This is a genomic window from Phytohabitans sp. LZ39 (genome assembly GCF_059359075.1).
This window is the reverse complement of record NZ_JCADBM010000016.1, coordinates 61,709-78,277: the sequence shown is the minus strand read 5'-3', so window position 1 is coordinate 78,277 and position 16,569 is coordinate 61,709. Positions and strand designations below refer to the sequence as shown.

The window sequence follows — 16,569 nt, the reverse complement described above, 5'->3', positions numbered from 1 at the left end:
CTTTGTCATCCCGCGGGCCCGCCACCAGATCTTGTGCGTACCAAGCGGGCCGGCCTCGCCAACCACGGTCCGTGACGCACCCTCAGCAGGCTCAGGTAAGAAACTCCGAGGACCACGACGGACAGTGCGGTAGCTCGAATCTCGATCTCTGATGGGTCTCAAGGACCGCTGAGACAGACGCCGCCCTGACCCCCGAAGCTCTCAGGAAGCGACGCGCCGTCAGTGTGGGTGGTAGAGGGCGGTGCGGACGGTCTGGACCAGCTCGTAGGGGTCCTTGTAGAGGTCGGCGTCGGTGAAGTAGCACATGCGCCAGCCGCGGGTCGCCAGCCAGTTGTGCCGGGGCTGGTCGACGCGGGTCTCGGCCTCGTAGAGCACGGCCACGCGCTCCTCGGCGTAGCCGAGGTCGACGCGGCAGCGCAGGCGGCCGGCGTCGTCGTAGACGGCGAGCTGGGGCTCGGGCGGGGGGAGCAGGCCGTCGTGCAGGGTCAGGCGCAGGTGGCTCTCCTGGCGGCAGGCCGCCCGCGGGTCGGCGAGCCGCACCAGCTCGCGGGCCTGGCGCACGCCGCGGAGGCCTTCGTGGCGGGCCACCTCGTCGGCGAGGTCGTCGAGGGTGCAGGCGCCCACCCGCAGAGCGGCGTCGAGCACGGCCAGCGCGTCGTGGCGGCCGAGCTGGCGGGCCAGGTCGACCGCGCACCGGGCCGGGCCGAGGCAGCGCAGGCCGAGCACGTCACGCACCTCGGCGAAGGGCAGCACCGCACCGTGTGCGGCGACGCCCCGGCGCTGTGGCAGGGGTGTGCCGGCCGGCACCGTGACGTGCAGCTCGTTGGTCGGCACGACACCGAACCCGTAGAGCATCGCGGCCGTCTGGTGGGTGAGCACCGCCGCCGGAGGCAGCACCCGCACCGCGGCGCGCAGGCGCTCGACGTCGGCGGCGGGAGCCTCGTGCACGTCAGTCATGGCGGTAAGGATCGGCCCGCCCAAGGGTCAGGCGCCAGCGCCCGCCACGCGCCTGTGGACGGCTGGGGTGCCTGTGGAAAACGCCCTGATCACGCCGAAGTGTGGTAGGTGTTCCACGTCGCCGGTGCCACCTGCACCGCGTAGGGCAGCTCGGCGGTCACGCACTGCCCCGGGTTGACGCTGCGGTGCAGGTCGTAGTGGCCGGCGGCGGCGCGGTTGTAGAGGTGCGCCACCGGGCCGTTGCTGGTGCGCTCGATCCGCCAGAAGGCCTCGATGCCCGCGTCCGCGTACAGGCCCGGCTTGACGCACCGGTCGAAGCGGCGGCTGCTCGGGCACTCCACCTCGACCACCAGCGCGACGTCGTCCGGCTCGGCCCACGCGCCACCCTTGGGGCTGCCCGGGCGGAGGACGGTGACGTCTGGCGTCAGGTAGCTGCCGCCCGCGTGCACGCCCACGCCGGTGGTGACGGTCCAGCCGGGCGGCACGGCGGTGCGCAGGTCGGCGGTGAGGTGCTCGACGAGGCGCTGGTGGTCGTCGTCGAGTGGGGCGCTCACGTGTAGCGCGCCGTCGACGATCTCGTATCGGTGATTGTCATGGGGAAGGCCGCGCAGGTCCGTCGCCGACCACGGCCGGTCAGGCGCCTCGAGTCGGGGTGTCACGCTGAACCACCTCCTCGTGGCCCAGCCTACCGACGGCGCCGCGCGACGCTAGAGGATCAAGAAAGAGCGTCGCGCGCGCGGGCCTTGAGCGCCCGCACGACACCGTCCTTGCCCTCCGCGACGAGGCGGCGCAGCGGACCGGGGTGGCCCTCCTGCGCCAGCCACGCGTCGGTGGCCGCGACGGTCGCCTCGTCTACCTGGTAGGCCGGGTAGGCCAGGGTCACGAACTCCTGCGCCGGCTCGCTGTCGCGCCGATCCCACACCTGGCGGACGGTCGCGAAAAACGGCTCGACGTACTGCGCGGTGAGCCGCACCTGGGTCGGGTGCTGGAAGCCCTGAAGCAGCGACCGGTGCTCCCAGTTGGGCAGCGCATCCTCGCCGGTGAGCCGCCGCCACACCTCGGCCTTGCCCTCGGGGGTGGGCAGGAGCGCCCGCGCGTACGCCGCCTCGCGCTCACCGCTGGCCGTGCGGTCGCGGGCCAGCTCGGCCTCGATCTCGTCGGCGCCGAGTACGCCCTTGGCGGCCAGCGACTGCACCAGCGACCAGCGCAGCTCGGTGTCGATGGTGAGCCCGTCGGGCACCCCGGCGCCGTCGAGCCAGCCGCGGAGCACCGCCAGGTCGGCGGCGTCGCGGGAGGCCGACGCGTACGCGCGGGCCCAGGCGAGCTGGAAGCCGCTGCCCGGCTCGGCGGCCGCGACCGACGAACGCGCGGCGCCGGCGAGCGCGGCCCAGCCGGATGGCGCCCAGGCCGGGTCGGCGTAGAAGGCGAGCGTGCTCTGCGCCTGCCGCAGCGTCGCGGTGACGAGGTTGATGTCGCGCTCGGCGGGCAGGCCGGCCACGACCAGCGCGACGTAGTCGCGGGCGGCGAGCTCGGCGTCGCGCACCATGTCCCACGCGGCGGCCCAGCACAGCGCGCGGGGGAGCGAGGACTCGAAGCCGGCGATGTGCTGCACCACCGTGGCCATCGAGCGCTCGTCGAGCCGCAGCTTGGCGTAGGTCAGGTCGTCGTCGTTGAGCAGCAGCACGTCGCCCGCCCGCACGCCGGTGAGCTGGACCAACCGCGTCTCTTCGCCACTCACGTCGACCTCGAGCCGGTCGCGCCGCACCAGCCGGTCGTCGACAAGGTCGTAGATGCCGACACCGATCCGGTGGGTACGCAGCACCGGGAAGTCGGTCGGCGCCTCCTGGAGCACCGACACCGAGGTGTACGTGCCGTCGGCGCCGATCTCGACCCGCGGCCGCAGCGTGTTGACCTGTGCGGTCTCCAGCCACTGCGCGGCGAACTTGCGCAGCTCCCGCCCGGACGCCACCTCGAGCTCGCTGAGCAGGTCGTCGAAGGTGGCGTTGCCCCACGCGTGGCGGCCGAAGTAGGACCGGAGGCCGGCCAGGAACGCGTCCTCGCCGACGTACGCCACGAGCTGCTTGATCACGCTCGCGCCCTTGGCGTACGTGATGCCGTCGAAGTTGACCTCGACCGCGGCCAGGTCGGGCATCTCGCAGTAGACCGGGTGGGTGGAGGAGAGCTGGTCCTGCCGGTAACCCCAGTTCTTACGCACGGACAGGAAGGTGGTCCACGCGTCGGAGAAGCGGGTGGCGTTGGTGTTGCACCAGTGGCTCGCCCACTCGGCGAACGACTCGTTGAGCCACAGGTCGTTCCACCAGCGCATCGTGACGAGGTCGCCGAACCACATGTGGGCCAGCTCGTGCAGGATCGTATTGGCCCGCTGCTCGTGCTCGAAGTCGGTGACCTGCGAGCGGAAGATGTAGTGCGCCTCGGCGTGCGTGACGCAGCCGAAGTTTTCCATCGCGCCGGCGTTGAAGTCGGGCACCCACAGCTGGTCGTACTTGGGAAGCGGGTAGCGCACGCCGAACTGGCGGTGGAAGTAGTCGAAGCCCTGCGTGGTGATCGTGTGCAGCTCGGCGTCGTCCATGTACTGGGCCATCGAGGCGCGGCAGTAGTAGCCCATGTCGATGCCGTCGTGCTGGTGACGCACCTCGTGGTAGGGCCCGGCGCAGAGGGCGGTGATGTAGGTGCTCATCCGCGCCGACGTGTCGAAGTGGACGGTCTTGGTGTCGCCATCCTCGCCGACGGTGGCGACCGGGGAGTTGGAGACCACCTTCCAGTGCGGCGGCACCGTCGCGTGCCAGGTGTAGACGCTCTTGAGGTCGGGCTGGTCGAAGCAGGCGTAGACCCGCTGGGCGTCGGCCGTCTCGAACTGGGAGTAGAGGTAGACCTCCTTGTCGACCGGGTCGACGCTGCGGTGGAGGCCCTGACCGCTGGCGGAGTAGAAGAAGTCGGCGTCGACCACGAGCGTGTTGTCCGCGGCGAGGCCGGTGAGCACCAGCCCGTCTTCGGCGGACCACGCGGAGATGTCGACCGGCTGGCCGTTGAGCTCGGCCGAGCGCACACGCTGGGCCGCGACCTCGATGAACGTCGAAGCGCCCGGCTCTGTACAGCGGAAGGAGATCTGTGTGGTGGAGCGGAAGGTCTGATCGCCGTCGCCGGCCCCGGAGAGATCCAAGGCGATGTCGTATCCGGTGACCTCCAGCAGGCGGGCGCGCTCGGCCGCCTCTACCTGGGTCAGGTTGCGCACTCCGGCCACGGTGGTCTCCTGCCTCTCCGCCATCGTCGTCGACGGCCTGATCGAGCGGTCCTGGTCGACAGCCCGTCGAACGAGTCTGTCATGCCAACCTCACCAGATCCTGGGTGGCCCAGTTCACGGACTGTGCTGATGCCGCTGACCGTCCGGCGGAGGAGGATGAACACATGGTTGAGCGTTCATCAGTTGACATGTGGTTCGACCCGATCTGTCCCTGGGCGTGGCTCACTTCCCGTTGGCTCCTCCAAGTGGAGAAGGTGCGCCCGATCGACATCCAGTTCCACGTGATGAGCCTTTCCATGCTCAACGAGGGCCGCGAGCTGTCCGAGAAGTACCGGAAGAGCATGGACAACGGATGGGCGCCGGTGCGTATCTGCATCGCCGCCGAGCAGGCCTACGGCCCTCACGTCCTGCGCGACCTCTACACCGCGCTCGGCAACCGGATCCACCCCGGCAAGCAGGAGCGGGGGCCGGAGCTCTACCGGGCCGCGCTCGCCGAGGCCGGCCTGGACCTCGACCTCGCCGACGCGGGTGAGTCCACGGAGTACGACGCGGCGCTGCGGGCCAGCCACGACGCCGGGATGAAGCCGGTCGGCCTGGACGTGGGCACGCCGGTGATCCACGCGCCGGGCCCGGACGGCGGCGACAAGATCGCGTTCTTCGGTCCGGTGATCACGCCGGCGCCCAAGGGCGAGGCCGCGGGCAAGCTCTGGGACGGCGTGCTGCTGGTCGCCTCGACGCCCGGTTTCTACGAGATCAAGCGCACCCGAGACGCTCGACCAGTGTTCGACTGACAGACCTTGGGACGCCACCAGGGTGTCGGTCGTCACACCAGTGCGCGACGGTACCGTCACGCGCTATGACGATCGTGCACCCGATCGCCCGGGCCTGGATCACCACCGGCGGCACCGGCGCGCAAAACTACGACGAGTTCGCCGATGACGCCGAGATCACTTCGATCATCGCCGAAAACCCGCACAGCGCCCTGGCCGTCGAGATGCCGCACCGGGCGCCGGAGAGCCTCGGCACCAGCTTCACGGACGCCCTGCCGGCCGCGGTGGAGCGGCTCGCCGAGGCCAAGGCGGACGGCAGCTACACGCCCGCCGAGCAGGTCATCGCGCTCTACCGCATCACCGCACCGGGTGAGGCGCCGGCATACGGCGTCTTCGCCATGGTCGAGACCGAGCAGATCTCGACCCGCGCCGACGAGCCCGGCCTGGTGATCCGCAACGAAGACGTCTTCATCGAGAAGGTGCGCGAGCGGGTGGCGCTCGCCGAGGCCACCGGCCACCTGCTGTCCCCCGTGCTGCTGCTCCAGACGGGCCGCGGCGACGAGCTGCACGCCGCGCTGGCCGCCGCGACCGACCGGGCCGGTGCCCCGGCCGCGACCGACGTCGACCAGGCTGGCCGCACCCACGCCGTGTGGCTTGTCGGCCCCGGGCCGGAGCAGGACGAGCTGGCCGCGCTCGCCGCGGGCGGCGAGCTCGTCGTCGCCGACGGCAACCACCGCAGCCTCGCCGCGCAGACCGGCGGCCTGCCGCTCTTCCTGGCCGTGGTCACCACGCCCGACTCGGTCACCATCCAGCCGTACAACCGGCTGGTCAGCGAGCTGACCGTGCCCGTGCCCGAGCTGCTCGACCGCCTGCGCGCGGCCGGCGCCGAGGTGCGCGCGGAGGCTGGGCCGCCGTCGGTGCCGGCTGCCGGAGGCACCGTCTACCTGTACTCGGGCGGCGCGACGCACGCGGTCACGCTGCCGCCGGCGCCGGGCGCGAGCGCGGTGGACAACCTCGACCACGCGCTCGTCGAGCGGGTCGTGCTGCGCGACGCGCTCGGCCTCGACCCGGGCGACAAGCGGATCACGTACGTGGGCGGCGACTACCCGGCCGGTTGGCTCGCCGGCGAGGTCGACGCCGGCCGGGCCGAGCTGGCCATCCTGATCGCGCCGGTGACCGTCGACGACTTCGTCTCGGTCAACCTGGCCCGGCAAAAGCTCCCCCGCAAGAGCACCTGGTTTACGCCGAAGGCGCGCGGCGGCCTCGTCCTGGCGCAGCTGAGATGAGGCTCCACCCGCAGGTGGCGGCCTCGCTGGCGGCGCGGCCGCGGCTCACCCAGGAGCATGTGCCCGCCGACCCGATGGCCCAGCTGCGGGCCACCCGGGCGGCGATGGAGGCCGCGGTCGACCAGGAGTGCGGCCCGCCGATCCCGCTCGCCCAGGTGTCCGATGTGGACGCGGACGGGGTGCCCTGCCGGCTCTACGTCCCGGTGCCGGGCGCGCCCGTCCTGCTCTACCTGCACGGCGGCGGCTGGACGATCGGGAGCGTGGAGACGGTCGACCGGCTCTGCCGGCGGATCGCCGATCGGTCCGGGTGCGCGGTGCTCTCGGTGGACTACCGGCTCGCGCCCGAGCACCCGTGGCCTGCCCCGCTCGACGACGCCGAGACCGCCGTGGCCTGGCTGCGCCGGGTCGCCCCCGGGGTGGACGTCACCCGGGTCGCGGTCGGCGGCGACAGCGCCGGCGGCCAGCTCGCCGCGGTGCTCGCCCGGCGGCACCGCGACGCGGGGACACCGGTGGCGTACCAGGTGCTGCTCTACCCCGCGATCGACCCGTCGATGTCCTCCGAGTCGTACCGCGAGATGGGCGACTACGGCCTCGATCCGACCGCGATGGCGCTTTCCTGGGCGATGTACCTGGGAGACGAGGGAAAGTCGGAGAGCCCCGATGTGGCGCCGCTCGCCGCCGACCTGGCCGGCCTGCCGCCCGCGCTGATCCTCACCGCGGAGTACGACGTGCTCCGCGACGAGGGCGAGCGGTACGGGGAGGCACTCGTCGCGGCCGGCGTGCCGTGCGTGGTCGCCCGCTACCTCGGCGTCAACCACGGGTGGGCGCGCAAGCTCGCGCTCTTCGACGCGGCGGGCGCGGCGGCCGACCAGGTGGCGGCCGGTCTCCGCGCCGCACTGATCGCCTGACAGACTGCCCCCATGCGCGTCTACCTGGGATCCGACCACGCCGGCTACGAGCTGAAGGTGCACCTCGTCAACTACCTCGGCAAGCAGGGGTACGAGACGGTCGACGTCGGACCGCACGCATTCGACCCCGAAGACGACTACCCGGCGTTCTGCCTGCACACCGGCGCCCGCGTGGTCGCCGACCCGGGGAGTCTCGGCATCGTGATCGGCGGCTCCGGCAACGGCGAGCAGATCGCCGCCAACAAGGTCGCCGGCGTGCGCGCGGCCCTCGCGTGGAACATCGAGACGGCTCAGCTCTCGCGCCAGCACAACGACGCCAACGTCGTGTCGATCGGTGCCCGCCAGCACACGCTCGACGAGGCGTCGGCGCTGGTGGAGGCGTTCTTGACCAGCACGTTTTCCGGCAGCGAGCGGCACGCGCGGCGGATCAAGCAGGTCGCCGCGTACGAGGACAGCCGCGAACTGCCGCCGCTGCCCTAACGCGTGCCGCGAGGTGGGTCGTCGCGAGGCACCCAGTTTCGCCGCACGATCACCAGCCGCTCCTGTGCCTCGGCCAGGTCGGCGTCGGTCGGCCGGGCCGCGTCGCGGGCGCGCATCGCGGCGCTGATCCCCACCTGTGACGAGCCGGAGCCGACCAGGCCGCGCAGCCCGCGCTCGGTCTCCCGCTCGTCGGGGGCGCGGGCCGGCGGATCGGGGTCGAGCACCTCGGCCGTCACCGCGGAGGCCGCCGCGTCCGGGTCGGTCGGCTCGCGGTAGTCGTCCGGGGGCCGCGGGCGGGCGGGCCGCCCAGCCGGCCCCTGCCGCAGCCGGCGCCGCCTCCGCTCAGGTTCCGCCATGCGGTCGACCGTACCCGCCTCAGAAAACTTCTGGGGAGATCGGCATGCGGTGCCAGCCGAAGGCGGTGCTCGCCGCGTTGACCGCGCCGGGGCGCAGCTCACGTACCCGCCCGGCACCGGCGAGGGCGGCCAGCGAGGTGCCGCCGAGGTAAGCGGCGCCCACGTCCACGATGTCGCAGGCCAGGTCGGCCGCGGCGTCGGTGCGCTCGCAGGTCGCCCCGCCGGGTCCGCCCGCGACGCGCCACCGGCCGGCGTTCTCCGGCAGCAGCGGGTCGCTCACGTCGAGGACTACGTCGAAAGGTGCCGTGTACCGCCGGGCGGCGAGCGCCGCCGGCAGGTCGACCACTCGCACCCAAAGGCCGTCCGAGAGGTGCGTGTCGAGCCGCGGCGCGTCGTCGACCATGTGCAGCAGCGGGTCGTCGACCGCCGCGAACCCGTACATCACCCGGCGGGCCAGGTCGATGCCGAGCAGGAAGCGCCACAGTGCCGCGTACGCGACGGGGTTGGCGGCGGCGATCTCCGTGACGTGCACCTCGGCGTTCGGGCCGGTGTTGGTCCAGCCGGACTTGGTGCGCCACATCGCGTACCCGTCGATCCCGCCGTCGCCCTCGTGCACGACCGCGCGCCGCTCGGTGGCACCTTCGCGGTAGATGGCGAGGTCGGCGACCACCGTGGCCCAGCCGGCCTCGTCACGGCTCGACCAGCCCGGACGCTCGGGGCGCAGCGTGTCGTACACCTTGGTCAGCTCGGGCAGGAGATCGGCCGGTGTCCCGGCGCGGAGCCGGGGCGGCGCGGTGGCCGCCGGCAGCGTGACCTGCCGGTTGTCGATGGCGAGCTCGAGCCGCGTGGAGGCGAGGCCGTAGCCGAACCGCGGGTAGATCCGCGCCTCGCTCGCCCACAGCACGGCGATCGGCTCCCGCCCGGCGTCGCGCACGTCCCGGAGCTGGCGGTGCATCAGCCGGGTGAGCAGCCCTCGCCTGCGGTGGGTGGGCGCGACGCCGACGCCGGTGACGTGCGCCGCGGGCAGTACGGCGCCGGGGACGGTGAGCTCGCGCGTGAGCGCGGCGGCGTGGCCGACCACGTCCGGCCCGTCGGTGACGACAAGCGCCCGGTCCGCCTCCCAGACGCGCCGGTCGAGGTCCTGCGCCTCTTGATCGAGGGCGCGGTGGAAGAGGGCGAACAGCAGCGCCGAGGCCTTCGGGAAGTCGTCCGGTGTGGCGGTGCGGAGGGGTAGATCGGCGTCCGTCATCCGTTCTGTGTAACTGATCGGCGGCAGCCTGTGCGACTGGTTTGTCGCCTCGCTCACCGTCAGTACCCTCGGACGAGAGGGAATCCGGTCGGGGGGAGGAGATCATGGCAGACCAGACCCAGCCATGGGCCGAGCGGACGGTGGACATGCCACCAGCACCGCCCCCGCCACAGCCGTACCAGCGGGGCGTCGCCCAGGTCCAGCCCAGGGTGACCGCACCGCAGGCGGCGCACGAGCCGACCGGCACCGGGTGGCCGGAGCCGGGGCCCGACCCGCGGTGGGCGCCGCCGCAGGGATACCAGCGCGGCCAGTGGCGGATCGGCAGCGGGTGGACGGTCTTCGGGGCGCTCGTCGCGTTCATCTGCTGGGGCATCTGGGCGATTTCTACCCGCACGGGAGACCTGACCAGCCCCGTGCTCACGTTCGTGCTCTCGCTCGGCGTGGCCGCGGGGCTCTTCGCGCTCTGCCGGCTGGTCGGCAAGATCGTCCTCGAGCGCCAGCTCGGCCGCCCCCGGCGCGGTGCCCGGGTCGCCCACCTGATCACCGGGGTCTTCCTGGTCGGCGTCGGCGTCGCCTACCTGCGCCAGACCGAGTGGGTCATGGACGCGTTCAACTGGGTGCGAGGGCTCTTCTGAGGTGCGCCCGGCGCCGGGCGAGGTCCTCCACTTTTCCGAAGACCCCACGATCGAGCGCTTCGTGCCGCACGTCGCGCCGACGTCCAGACGAGGTCATCGAAAGCTCCCTGGGCTGGAGCGGCATCCGCCTGCGAACGCCCGACCCGGGTGCGCCGACAGGGGAGTTGATCAGGGATTAGGCGGGCGTTTCGGACGGCATGTCACATCGCGAACTCCCTGATCAAGAACGCGACAGGCATCGATGGTCCGAAATGTCTGATGTTTGGGTGAGTGCTCAAACAACTTCCACGTGCGGCATTTCTAGATCGCTTTGAGTGATCCTCGATGTGCAGGGCGTCACGGGGGGTTTAGGGGGTCACCACCATGTCGTCAGTAGTCGATGCCGCGCGCGCCCGGAAAGCGCGTCGCATCCCAGTCCACCGCACCCTCCCCAGGTTCGTCAAAGATCCGTTCAGCGTCCTCAAAGACGTGGGTCGGGAGGCGGACGGTGAGATCGTCCGGCTGGATCTGGGCGTGTTCCGGCCCTACCTGCTGACCCACCCGGACCACGTGCAGCACGTGCTTCGCACCAACTCCGACAACTACACCAGGGGTGGCCGGTTCTGGCGGCCCCTGCGTGGCCTGTTCGGCGACGGCATCCTCGGCGAGGGAGCGTCCTGGGAGTGGAGTCGCCGGATCCTTCAGCCGGTATTCACGGCAAAGTACGTGGAGTCGTTGATGGACCGCATCGCCGTGGCGGTCGAGGACGCAGTCGACGACCTGGCGCGCGTCGCGACCGCGGGCGAGACCGTCGACGCCGCCCAGGAGATGAGCCGGATCGTCTCGCGTACGGCCGTCGACGTCCTCTTCGCCGGCCGCATCTCGGCCGTGGACGCGAAGCGGGTGGTCGACGCGGTGGACACGATCGGCACCTCCGTGGTCCTGCGGATGTCGCTGGGCATCACGTCGATGACCGTCCCGTTGCCCGGTGACCGCGCCTTTCGCCAGGCGGTGCGCACGGTCGACGAGGTGATGACCCCGCTGGTGCGCCAGGCCCGCAGCCAGCCGGACGACGGTGACGACATCATCTCGCTGCTCTCCCGGGCGCATGGCCCGGACGGGCGGGAGCTGACCGAGCGGCAGGTGCGGGACGACCTCGTCTCGATGTTCGTTACCGCCAACGAGACGACCTCGGTGATGATGACCTGGCTCTTCCCCGTGCTCCAGGCGCACCCGCGGATCGCGGTGCGGGTGTACGACGAGGTGGACCGCGTGGTCGGCGGCGGGCCGATCCGGGGCGCGCACGTCGGCGGCCTGCGCTACACGCAGGCGGTGCTCGACGAGCTGCTGCGCCTGTACCCGGCCGCCTGGGTGTTCCCGCGTCACGTGCTGCGCACCGACGTGATCGATGGCGTGCGGATCCGCGGCGGCTCCACGGTCCTCGTCACCCCCTTGGTGACGCACCGGCTGGAGCGGTTCTGGGAGCGACCCGAAGACTTCGAGCCCGAGCGCTTCCTCGCCGAGCGCCACGCGCGCCTGCACCGGTACGCGTACTTCCCGTTCGGTGGCGGGCCCCATCAGTGCATCGGCAAGTACTTCTTCCTGGTGAAGGCGCTGATGATCGTGGCTAGCGTGTTGCGTCGGTTTCGGCCGCGGCTGCTCAGCACGACGATCCCCGAGCCGGTGGTGGCGGCGTCGTTCCGCCCCGGTCCGGGCATCGCGATGACCCTCACGCCGGTACAGCGCCGGCTGGCGGCGTAGGTGCGCCCGTCCGCGGAGAGCGGGCGGATCTGCGCCGTGGCCGGCCAGACGCAACGCGAGATGCTCCGGTGGGTCGAGGCGTACCCGTCACTGTTCTCGGCGAAGCCCTTCGACGCCACGCTGTACAGCACGCTGTCTCTCGCCACCGCGTTCAGCGGGCCGTCGCTCGACAGTGGACAGCAGCGGATGGCGAACGCGGCCACGTTGTGGTGCTTCGCCCTCGACTGGCAGGTCGACTACGTAGCGACCTCGGCAGCGGAGGCCACCGCGATCGCGCGCCGGTGCCTGGCCGTGGCGGGCGGCGCCGCACCCGAGCCGGACGACGAGCTGGGCGCCCTCCTCGCGGAGATCCGCGGCGAGCTCGCCGGGGCGGAGGCGTTCGCGGTGCTCGACCCGGTCTGGCGCGACGAGCTGCGCCGGATGCTCGACGGGATGGTGCGGGAGCACCAATGGAAGGCACCCGACGCGTCCCGGCCGTCCTTTGAGGAGTATCTCGCGAACGCCGACAACTTGGGGTTCTCGTTCGTATTCGTGGCGCACTGGATCCACGCCGGTCCACCTCCGTCCGTTGTGGACATCGATGACGTTCGAGTGGCAAGCTGGGCCGTGCAGCGCGTGATCCGGCTGCTCAACGATCTGGCTACGTACGAGCGGGACGTCAAGTGGGGTGACCTCAACGCGTTGATGCTCGGTCTCGACAGGACAGATGTCGCTCAGCGCGCGCACACTCTCGCTGCCGAGGCCCGCCGGCACCTCGATGCCGTGCGGGACCGTCAGCCCGCTCTGTCCGACTACATGGAGCGGCAGATGGACTTCTGTTTCGGGTTCTACGGCGTCACCGACTACTGGGGTGCGCTGTGACGATCGAGGTCACCGCGGCGCCGGTCGACGTGGCCGCGGCGGCGCGTGAGCTCGTCGCCGGGCTCCGGCTCGACCCCTGGGGGCGGGTGAGTCCGTCCGTCTACGAGACCGGACGGGTCGCCGCCCTCGCGCCCTGGCTCGACGGGCACCGGTCACGGATCGACTACCTGCTGGCCAGCCAGCGTGCGGACGGCGGCTGGGGTGGCCCGGACGGGTACGCCCTGGTGCCCACCCTCAGCGCCATCGATGCCCTGCTCGCCGCGGCGGACGAGGGCGCAGCCGTCCAAGCCGCCGCGGAGCGGGGCCTTTCCGTCCTCGCCGGCTGGCTTCGCGGCGTACCGCTCGTGCCCGACACGCCGGCGATCGAGCTGATCGTGCCCGCGCTCATCGAGTCGATCAACGGCCACCTCGCGCGGTCCGGCCGAAACCGGCTGCCACCGTTCGCGCAGATCGACGGCGCCGCCCTCGCGGGTGTCCGGGCCGTACTGGCGATGGGCCGGACCGTACCGGAGAAGTTGTCGCACGCCTGGGAGGTCGTCGGCCCGCTGGCGAGGACGGCGGCCTTCCCGGACGGGCTCGGACTTGTCGGCGCCTCGCCCGCGGCGACCGCCGCCTGGCTGCGCGACCGTGACGGGTCAAGCCCGGCCCGGCGCTATCTGGAGGCGGTCGCTCGGCACCACGGTGGACCGGTGCCGTGCGCGGCGCCAATCACCGTGTTCGAGCGTGCCTGGGCGCTCAACTGGCTCGCCGAGGCGGGCATCCCGCTCTCCGTGCCGACCTCGCTGATCGTCGAGCTCAGCGCCGCCGTCGGTGCGGCCGGCGCGCCGGCCGCACCGGGGCTGCCGCAGGACGCGGACACGACCTCGGTGGCGCTGTCCGCGTTGATCCAGCTTGGCGCCCGCCGGGAGCCGGTGAGCCTCTGGGCGTACGAGACCGAGAGTCACTTCTGCACGTGGCGTGGCGAGGATGGTGAGTCGGTCAGCGTCAACGCACATGTGTTGGAGGCTTTTGGTCACTATCTGGCCGGACGTCCGGACCATCCGGATCGTTACATCGACGCAGTCGAACGGCTCACCGCGTGGCTTGTGGCGCGGCAAAGTCCCGACGGATCGTGGCAGGACCGCTGGCACGCATCGCCTTTCTACGCCACCGCCTGCTGCGCGTTGGCTTTGGACCGGTTTGGCGCGGGGCCGGCCGCGCGGGCAGCGGTCGAGAAAGCTGTCGAGTGGGCGGTCACCACCCAACGGCCGGACGGCTCTTGGGGCCTCTGGCAGGGCACCGACGAGGAAACCGCGTACGCGACGCGCATTTTGCTGACCCGTCCGGACGGCCTGTCCGCACAGGCCGTCGCCCGTGGCTATCCGCTGCTTTTACATTCGATCCGAACCGGTTCCGTCGACACATCGGGTGATCCGCCGATGTGGCACGACAAAGATCTCTATTCGCCGAAGGTGATCATCCGCGCGGCGATGCTGGCCGCCTTGCACCAGGCACAATGCCACTTTTCATGATCACTGATGGGATTCCTGGTCGGTCCGATGTAGACATCCGAGGCTTGAGGGGACGCTCGCGACATTGCTAGGGTGCCCGGGGTCTGTCACCCTCGCCGGCGGTTGGGACTGGTGCGATGAGATTCCGCAGCTCAAACGTGCGGACCAAGATTGTTGCTCTGCTCCTCTCGCTTTTCGCGCTGTGGGCGTTCGCCGCTTACGTCACGCTGCGAGAGGGGTTGAACCTCCTCTCGGTCAGCACGCTGGACAGCAAGGTCGCTCAACCGGGTGACGCGCTCATCCCTGAGCTGCAAAAGGAGCGCCGGCTCTCCCTCGTCTACCTGGCCGACCCCGGCACGCCGCAGCGGGAGGCACTGGCCGCCCAGCGAGCCCGCACCGACGAGGCTCGCGCCGCCTTCGAGGCGAGCGCCCGCGACAGCAGCGTCGGGGCCCTCGGCAGTGACGAGCTGGAAAAGGACATCGACGAGGTTTACCGCCAGCTCGCCGAGCTCGGCGGTGCCCGCGATGCCATCGACCGGCGCACCGTGGCGCGTGAGCCGGCCGCGACGGCGTTCACCGACGTGCTCAGCGCGATATTCGCCGCCTACGACTCGCTGGCCACCCTCGACGACAAAGAGATCGCAAAGGACGTCCGGGCGCTCATCGAGCTGGTTCGGGCCCGAGAGCTCCTGTCGCAGGAAGACGCGTGGGTCGCGGGTGTGCTGGCCACCGGACGGTTCGCCGCTGGCGAGCACCAGGAGCTCGTCCAGTTCGTCGGCGCCCAGCGCTTCTACGCCGACCTGGCCGCGTCGGGGCTGCCCGACGAATACCGGGCCAGCTACGACGAGACGGTCGGTGGGTCGGCGTTCAACACCCTGCGCGCCATGGAAGACCGCCTGGTCCGGACCAACGGCACGAGCGCGTCGCTGCCGGTCTCCCCGGCCGAGTGGGACGCGGTGACGGACTCGGTCCTGGCCGAGTATCAGGAAATGATCGTGACCAGCGGCGACGACATCGTCGACCGGGCCATGCCCGTCGCGATCGCCGTGGTCGTGCGGCTCGTCCTGGCCGGTGGTCTCGGCCTGCTCGCCGTCATCGCGTCGATCATCGTGTCGATTACGACGGCGCGGGCGCTGGTGCGGCAGCTGGAGCGGCTCCGCACGGCGGCGTGGGATCTGGCCAACACCCGCCTGCCTGGCGTCGTCGAGCGCCTGCGCGAGGGTGAGAAGGTCGACGTGGCTGCCGAGTCGCCACCACTCACGTTCGGCAACGACGAGATCGGCCAGGTCGGTCAGGCGATCAACGCGGTCCAGGAGACCGCCATCCGGGCCGCCGTCGACCAGGCCGAGCTGCGCCACGGCGTCCGCGACCTCTTCCTCGGCCTGGCCCGGCGCAACCAGGCGCTGGTCCACCGCCAGCTCAAGGTGCTCGACGAGATCGAGCGGCGGGAGACCGACGCGCACGAGCTCGCCGACCTCTTCAAGGTCGACCACCTCGCCACCCGCATGCGGCGCAACGCGGAAAACCTCATCGTGCTCTCCGGCGCCGTGCCGGGCCGCCGGTGGCGCAACCCGGTGCCGTTCGTCGACGTGGTTCGGGGCGCGGTCGCCGAGGTGGAGGACTACACGCGGGTCTCGGTGCTGCCGATCGACATGGCGTCGCTCTCCGGCCGGGCGGTCAGCGACGTGATCCACCTGCTCGCCGAGCTGATCGAAAACGCCGCCTCGTTCTCCCCGCCGTACACGATGGTCAACGTCGGCGGGCAGAAGGTGGCCAACGGCTTCGTCGTGGAGATCGAAGACCGCGGCCTGGGCATGAGCGAGCTGGAGCTCGACGCGGCGAACGACCTGGTGAGCAACCCTCCGGAGTTCAACCTGTCGAGCACCGCGCGTCTCGGCCTGTACGTGGTGGGCCGGCTGGCGGAGCGCCACGGCATCGACGTGCGCCTGCGCCGCTCGCCGTACGGCGGCACGATGGCGATCGTGCTGATCCCGTCCGCGCTCGTCGTCACCGACCAGGCGGACGAGGAGCCGCCGGCAGGTGCCGAGCCCGAGACGGCGGAGGTCGCCGAGAAAGACCGGCGGCTGCGTGCCTACCAGTCGCTGCGGGCCACCGCCGAGGCAACACCGGAGGCGCCGGTCTCACCCGCGCCGGTGATCGCCCGTGCCCGGGTCACCCCACCGGAGCGGCTAGTGGAGACCGAGCTGCCCACCGCGGGCCAGCCGCCCGTGCCGACCAACGGCAGCGCCCATCCCGAGCCGCCCCGTGACGCGGTCACCCTTACCCCGTCCGGGCTGCCGTGGCGCGTACGCCAGGCGAGCATCGCCGCGCCGCTGCGGGAGACATCGCCCGCCCCCGATCAACCGCCGGCGCCGGCGCCGCGTACTCCTGAGCAGACCCGCAACATGATGTCGTCCTACCAGTCGGCCACGCGGCGCGGTCGTGCCGAGGCGGAGCGGCGGCTCGGCGCGGAGCAGCCGCCGCGGCCGGCCGAGCCCGACCGGTCGGCGCCGACCGGCGACACCGAGCCTTCCGCATAACCCCCGCTCGCCACGTTCAGCGCAGAAAGAGGTCC

At 71.6% G+C, this 16,569-nt stretch carries 14 protein-coding genes; 9 read left to right on the top strand and 5 right to left on the bottom strand.

What is annotated here, in order from left to right; translation table 11 throughout:
- Positions 1 to 219: 219 nt before the first annotated feature.
- The 3 genes from AC5L36_RS28060 to pepN all read right to left on the bottom strand — a co-directional run bounded on the left by AC5L36_RS28060 (position 220) and on the right by pepN (position 4,210).
- Positions 220 to 957, bottom strand: coding sequence for a type IV toxin-antitoxin system AbiEi family antitoxin (locus AC5L36_RS28060; RefSeq protein WP_441221581.1), 738 nt, complete (start codon positions 955 to 957; stop codon positions 220 to 222).
- Between the two features lie 89 nt (positions 958 to 1,046).
- Complete coding sequence (locus AC5L36_RS28055; protein WP_441221579.1) at positions 1,047 to 1,616, bottom strand: Uma2 family endonuclease; 570 nt, start codon at positions 1,614 to 1,616, stop codon at positions 1,047 to 1,049.
- A gap of 56 nt (positions 1,617 to 1,672) precedes the next feature.
- Positions 1,673 to 4,210 (bottom strand): aminopeptidase N, encoded by a 2,538-nt coding sequence (gene pepN / locus AC5L36_RS28050; RefSeq protein ID WP_441221872.1) that lies wholly within the window; start codon positions 4,208 to 4,210, stop codon positions 1,673 to 1,675.
- 173 nt (positions 4,211 to 4,383) lie between these two features.
- On the opposite strand from pepN, the gene AC5L36_RS28045 reads away from it, so the two are divergent.
- The 4 genes from AC5L36_RS28045 (at position 4,384) to AC5L36_RS28030 (ending at position 7,663) form a co-directional block, all read left to right on the top strand.
- Positions 4,384 to 5,010: a mycothiol-dependent nitroreductase Rv2466c family protein gene (locus AC5L36_RS28045; protein ID WP_441221577.1), complete on the top strand. Its 627-nt coding sequence runs from the start codon at positions 4,384 to 4,386 to the stop codon at positions 5,008 to 5,010.
- A 65-nt stretch (positions 5,011 to 5,075) separates the two neighbouring features.
- On the top strand, positions 5,076 to 6,275 hold the full coding sequence (locus AC5L36_RS28040) for a DUF1015 family protein (RefSeq protein WP_441221575.1): 1,200 nt from the start codon (positions 5,076 to 5,078) through the stop codon (positions 6,273 to 6,275).
- Positions 6,272 to 7,183: an alpha/beta hydrolase gene (locus AC5L36_RS28035; RefSeq protein ID WP_441221573.1), complete on the top strand. Its 912-nt coding sequence runs from the start codon at positions 6,272 to 6,274 to the stop codon at positions 7,181 to 7,183. Before AC5L36_RS28040 ends, AC5L36_RS28035 begins: the two co-directional genes overlap by 4 nt.
- A gap of 12 nt (positions 7,184 to 7,195) precedes the next feature.
- On the top strand, positions 7,196 to 7,663 hold the full coding sequence (locus AC5L36_RS28030; protein ID WP_441221571.1) for a ribose-5-phosphate isomerase: 468 nt from the start codon (positions 7,196 to 7,198) through the stop codon (positions 7,661 to 7,663).
- Here the strand turns inward: AC5L36_RS28030 and AC5L36_RS28025 are convergent.
- Both AC5L36_RS28025 and AC5L36_RS28020 read right to left on the bottom strand, forming a co-directional pair.
- Positions 7,660 to 8,019: a hypothetical protein gene (locus AC5L36_RS28025; protein ID WP_441221569.1), complete on the bottom strand. Its 360-nt coding sequence runs from the start codon at positions 8,017 to 8,019 to the stop codon at positions 7,660 to 7,662. The genes AC5L36_RS28030 and AC5L36_RS28025 overlap by 4 nt on opposite strands.
- A 19-nt stretch (positions 8,020 to 8,038) precedes the next feature.
- Positions 8,039 to 9,268: a GNAT family N-acetyltransferase gene (locus AC5L36_RS28020; protein ID WP_441221567.1), complete on the bottom strand. Its 1,230-nt coding sequence runs from the start codon at positions 9,266 to 9,268 to the stop codon at positions 8,039 to 8,041.
- Positions 9,269 to 9,372: 104 nt separating this feature from the next.
- On the opposite strand from AC5L36_RS28020, the gene AC5L36_RS28015 reads away from it, so the two are divergent.
- From AC5L36_RS28015 to AC5L36_RS27995, 5 genes are all read left to right on the top strand, one after another.
- Entirely contained in the window at positions 9,373 to 9,903 is a 531-nt protein-coding gene (locus tag AC5L36_RS28015; RefSeq protein ID WP_441221565.1) for a hypothetical protein, read from the top strand.
- Positions 9,904 to 10,266: 363 nt separating this feature from the next.
- Entirely contained in the window at positions 10,267 to 11,643 is a 1,377-nt protein-coding gene (locus tag AC5L36_RS28010; RefSeq protein WP_441221563.1) for a cytochrome P450, read from the top strand.
- Between the two features lie 36 nt (positions 11,644 to 11,679).
- Positions 11,680 to 12,504 (top strand): terpene synthase family protein, encoded by an 825-nt coding sequence (locus tag AC5L36_RS28005; RefSeq protein WP_441221561.1) that lies wholly within the window; start codon positions 11,680 to 11,682, stop codon positions 12,502 to 12,504.
- Complete coding sequence (locus AC5L36_RS28000) at positions 12,501 to 14,015, top strand: prenyltransferase/squalene oxidase repeat-containing protein (protein WP_441221559.1); 1,515 nt, start codon at positions 12,501 to 12,503, stop codon at positions 14,013 to 14,015. Before AC5L36_RS28005 ends, AC5L36_RS28000 begins: the two co-directional genes overlap by 4 nt.
- A gap of 137 nt (positions 14,016 to 14,152) precedes the next feature.
- Positions 14,153 to 16,534, top strand: coding sequence for a sensor histidine kinase (locus AC5L36_RS27995; RefSeq protein WP_441221557.1), 2,382 nt, complete (start codon positions 14,153 to 14,155; stop codon positions 16,532 to 16,534).
- Positions 16,535 to 16,569: the final 35 nt, after the last annotated feature.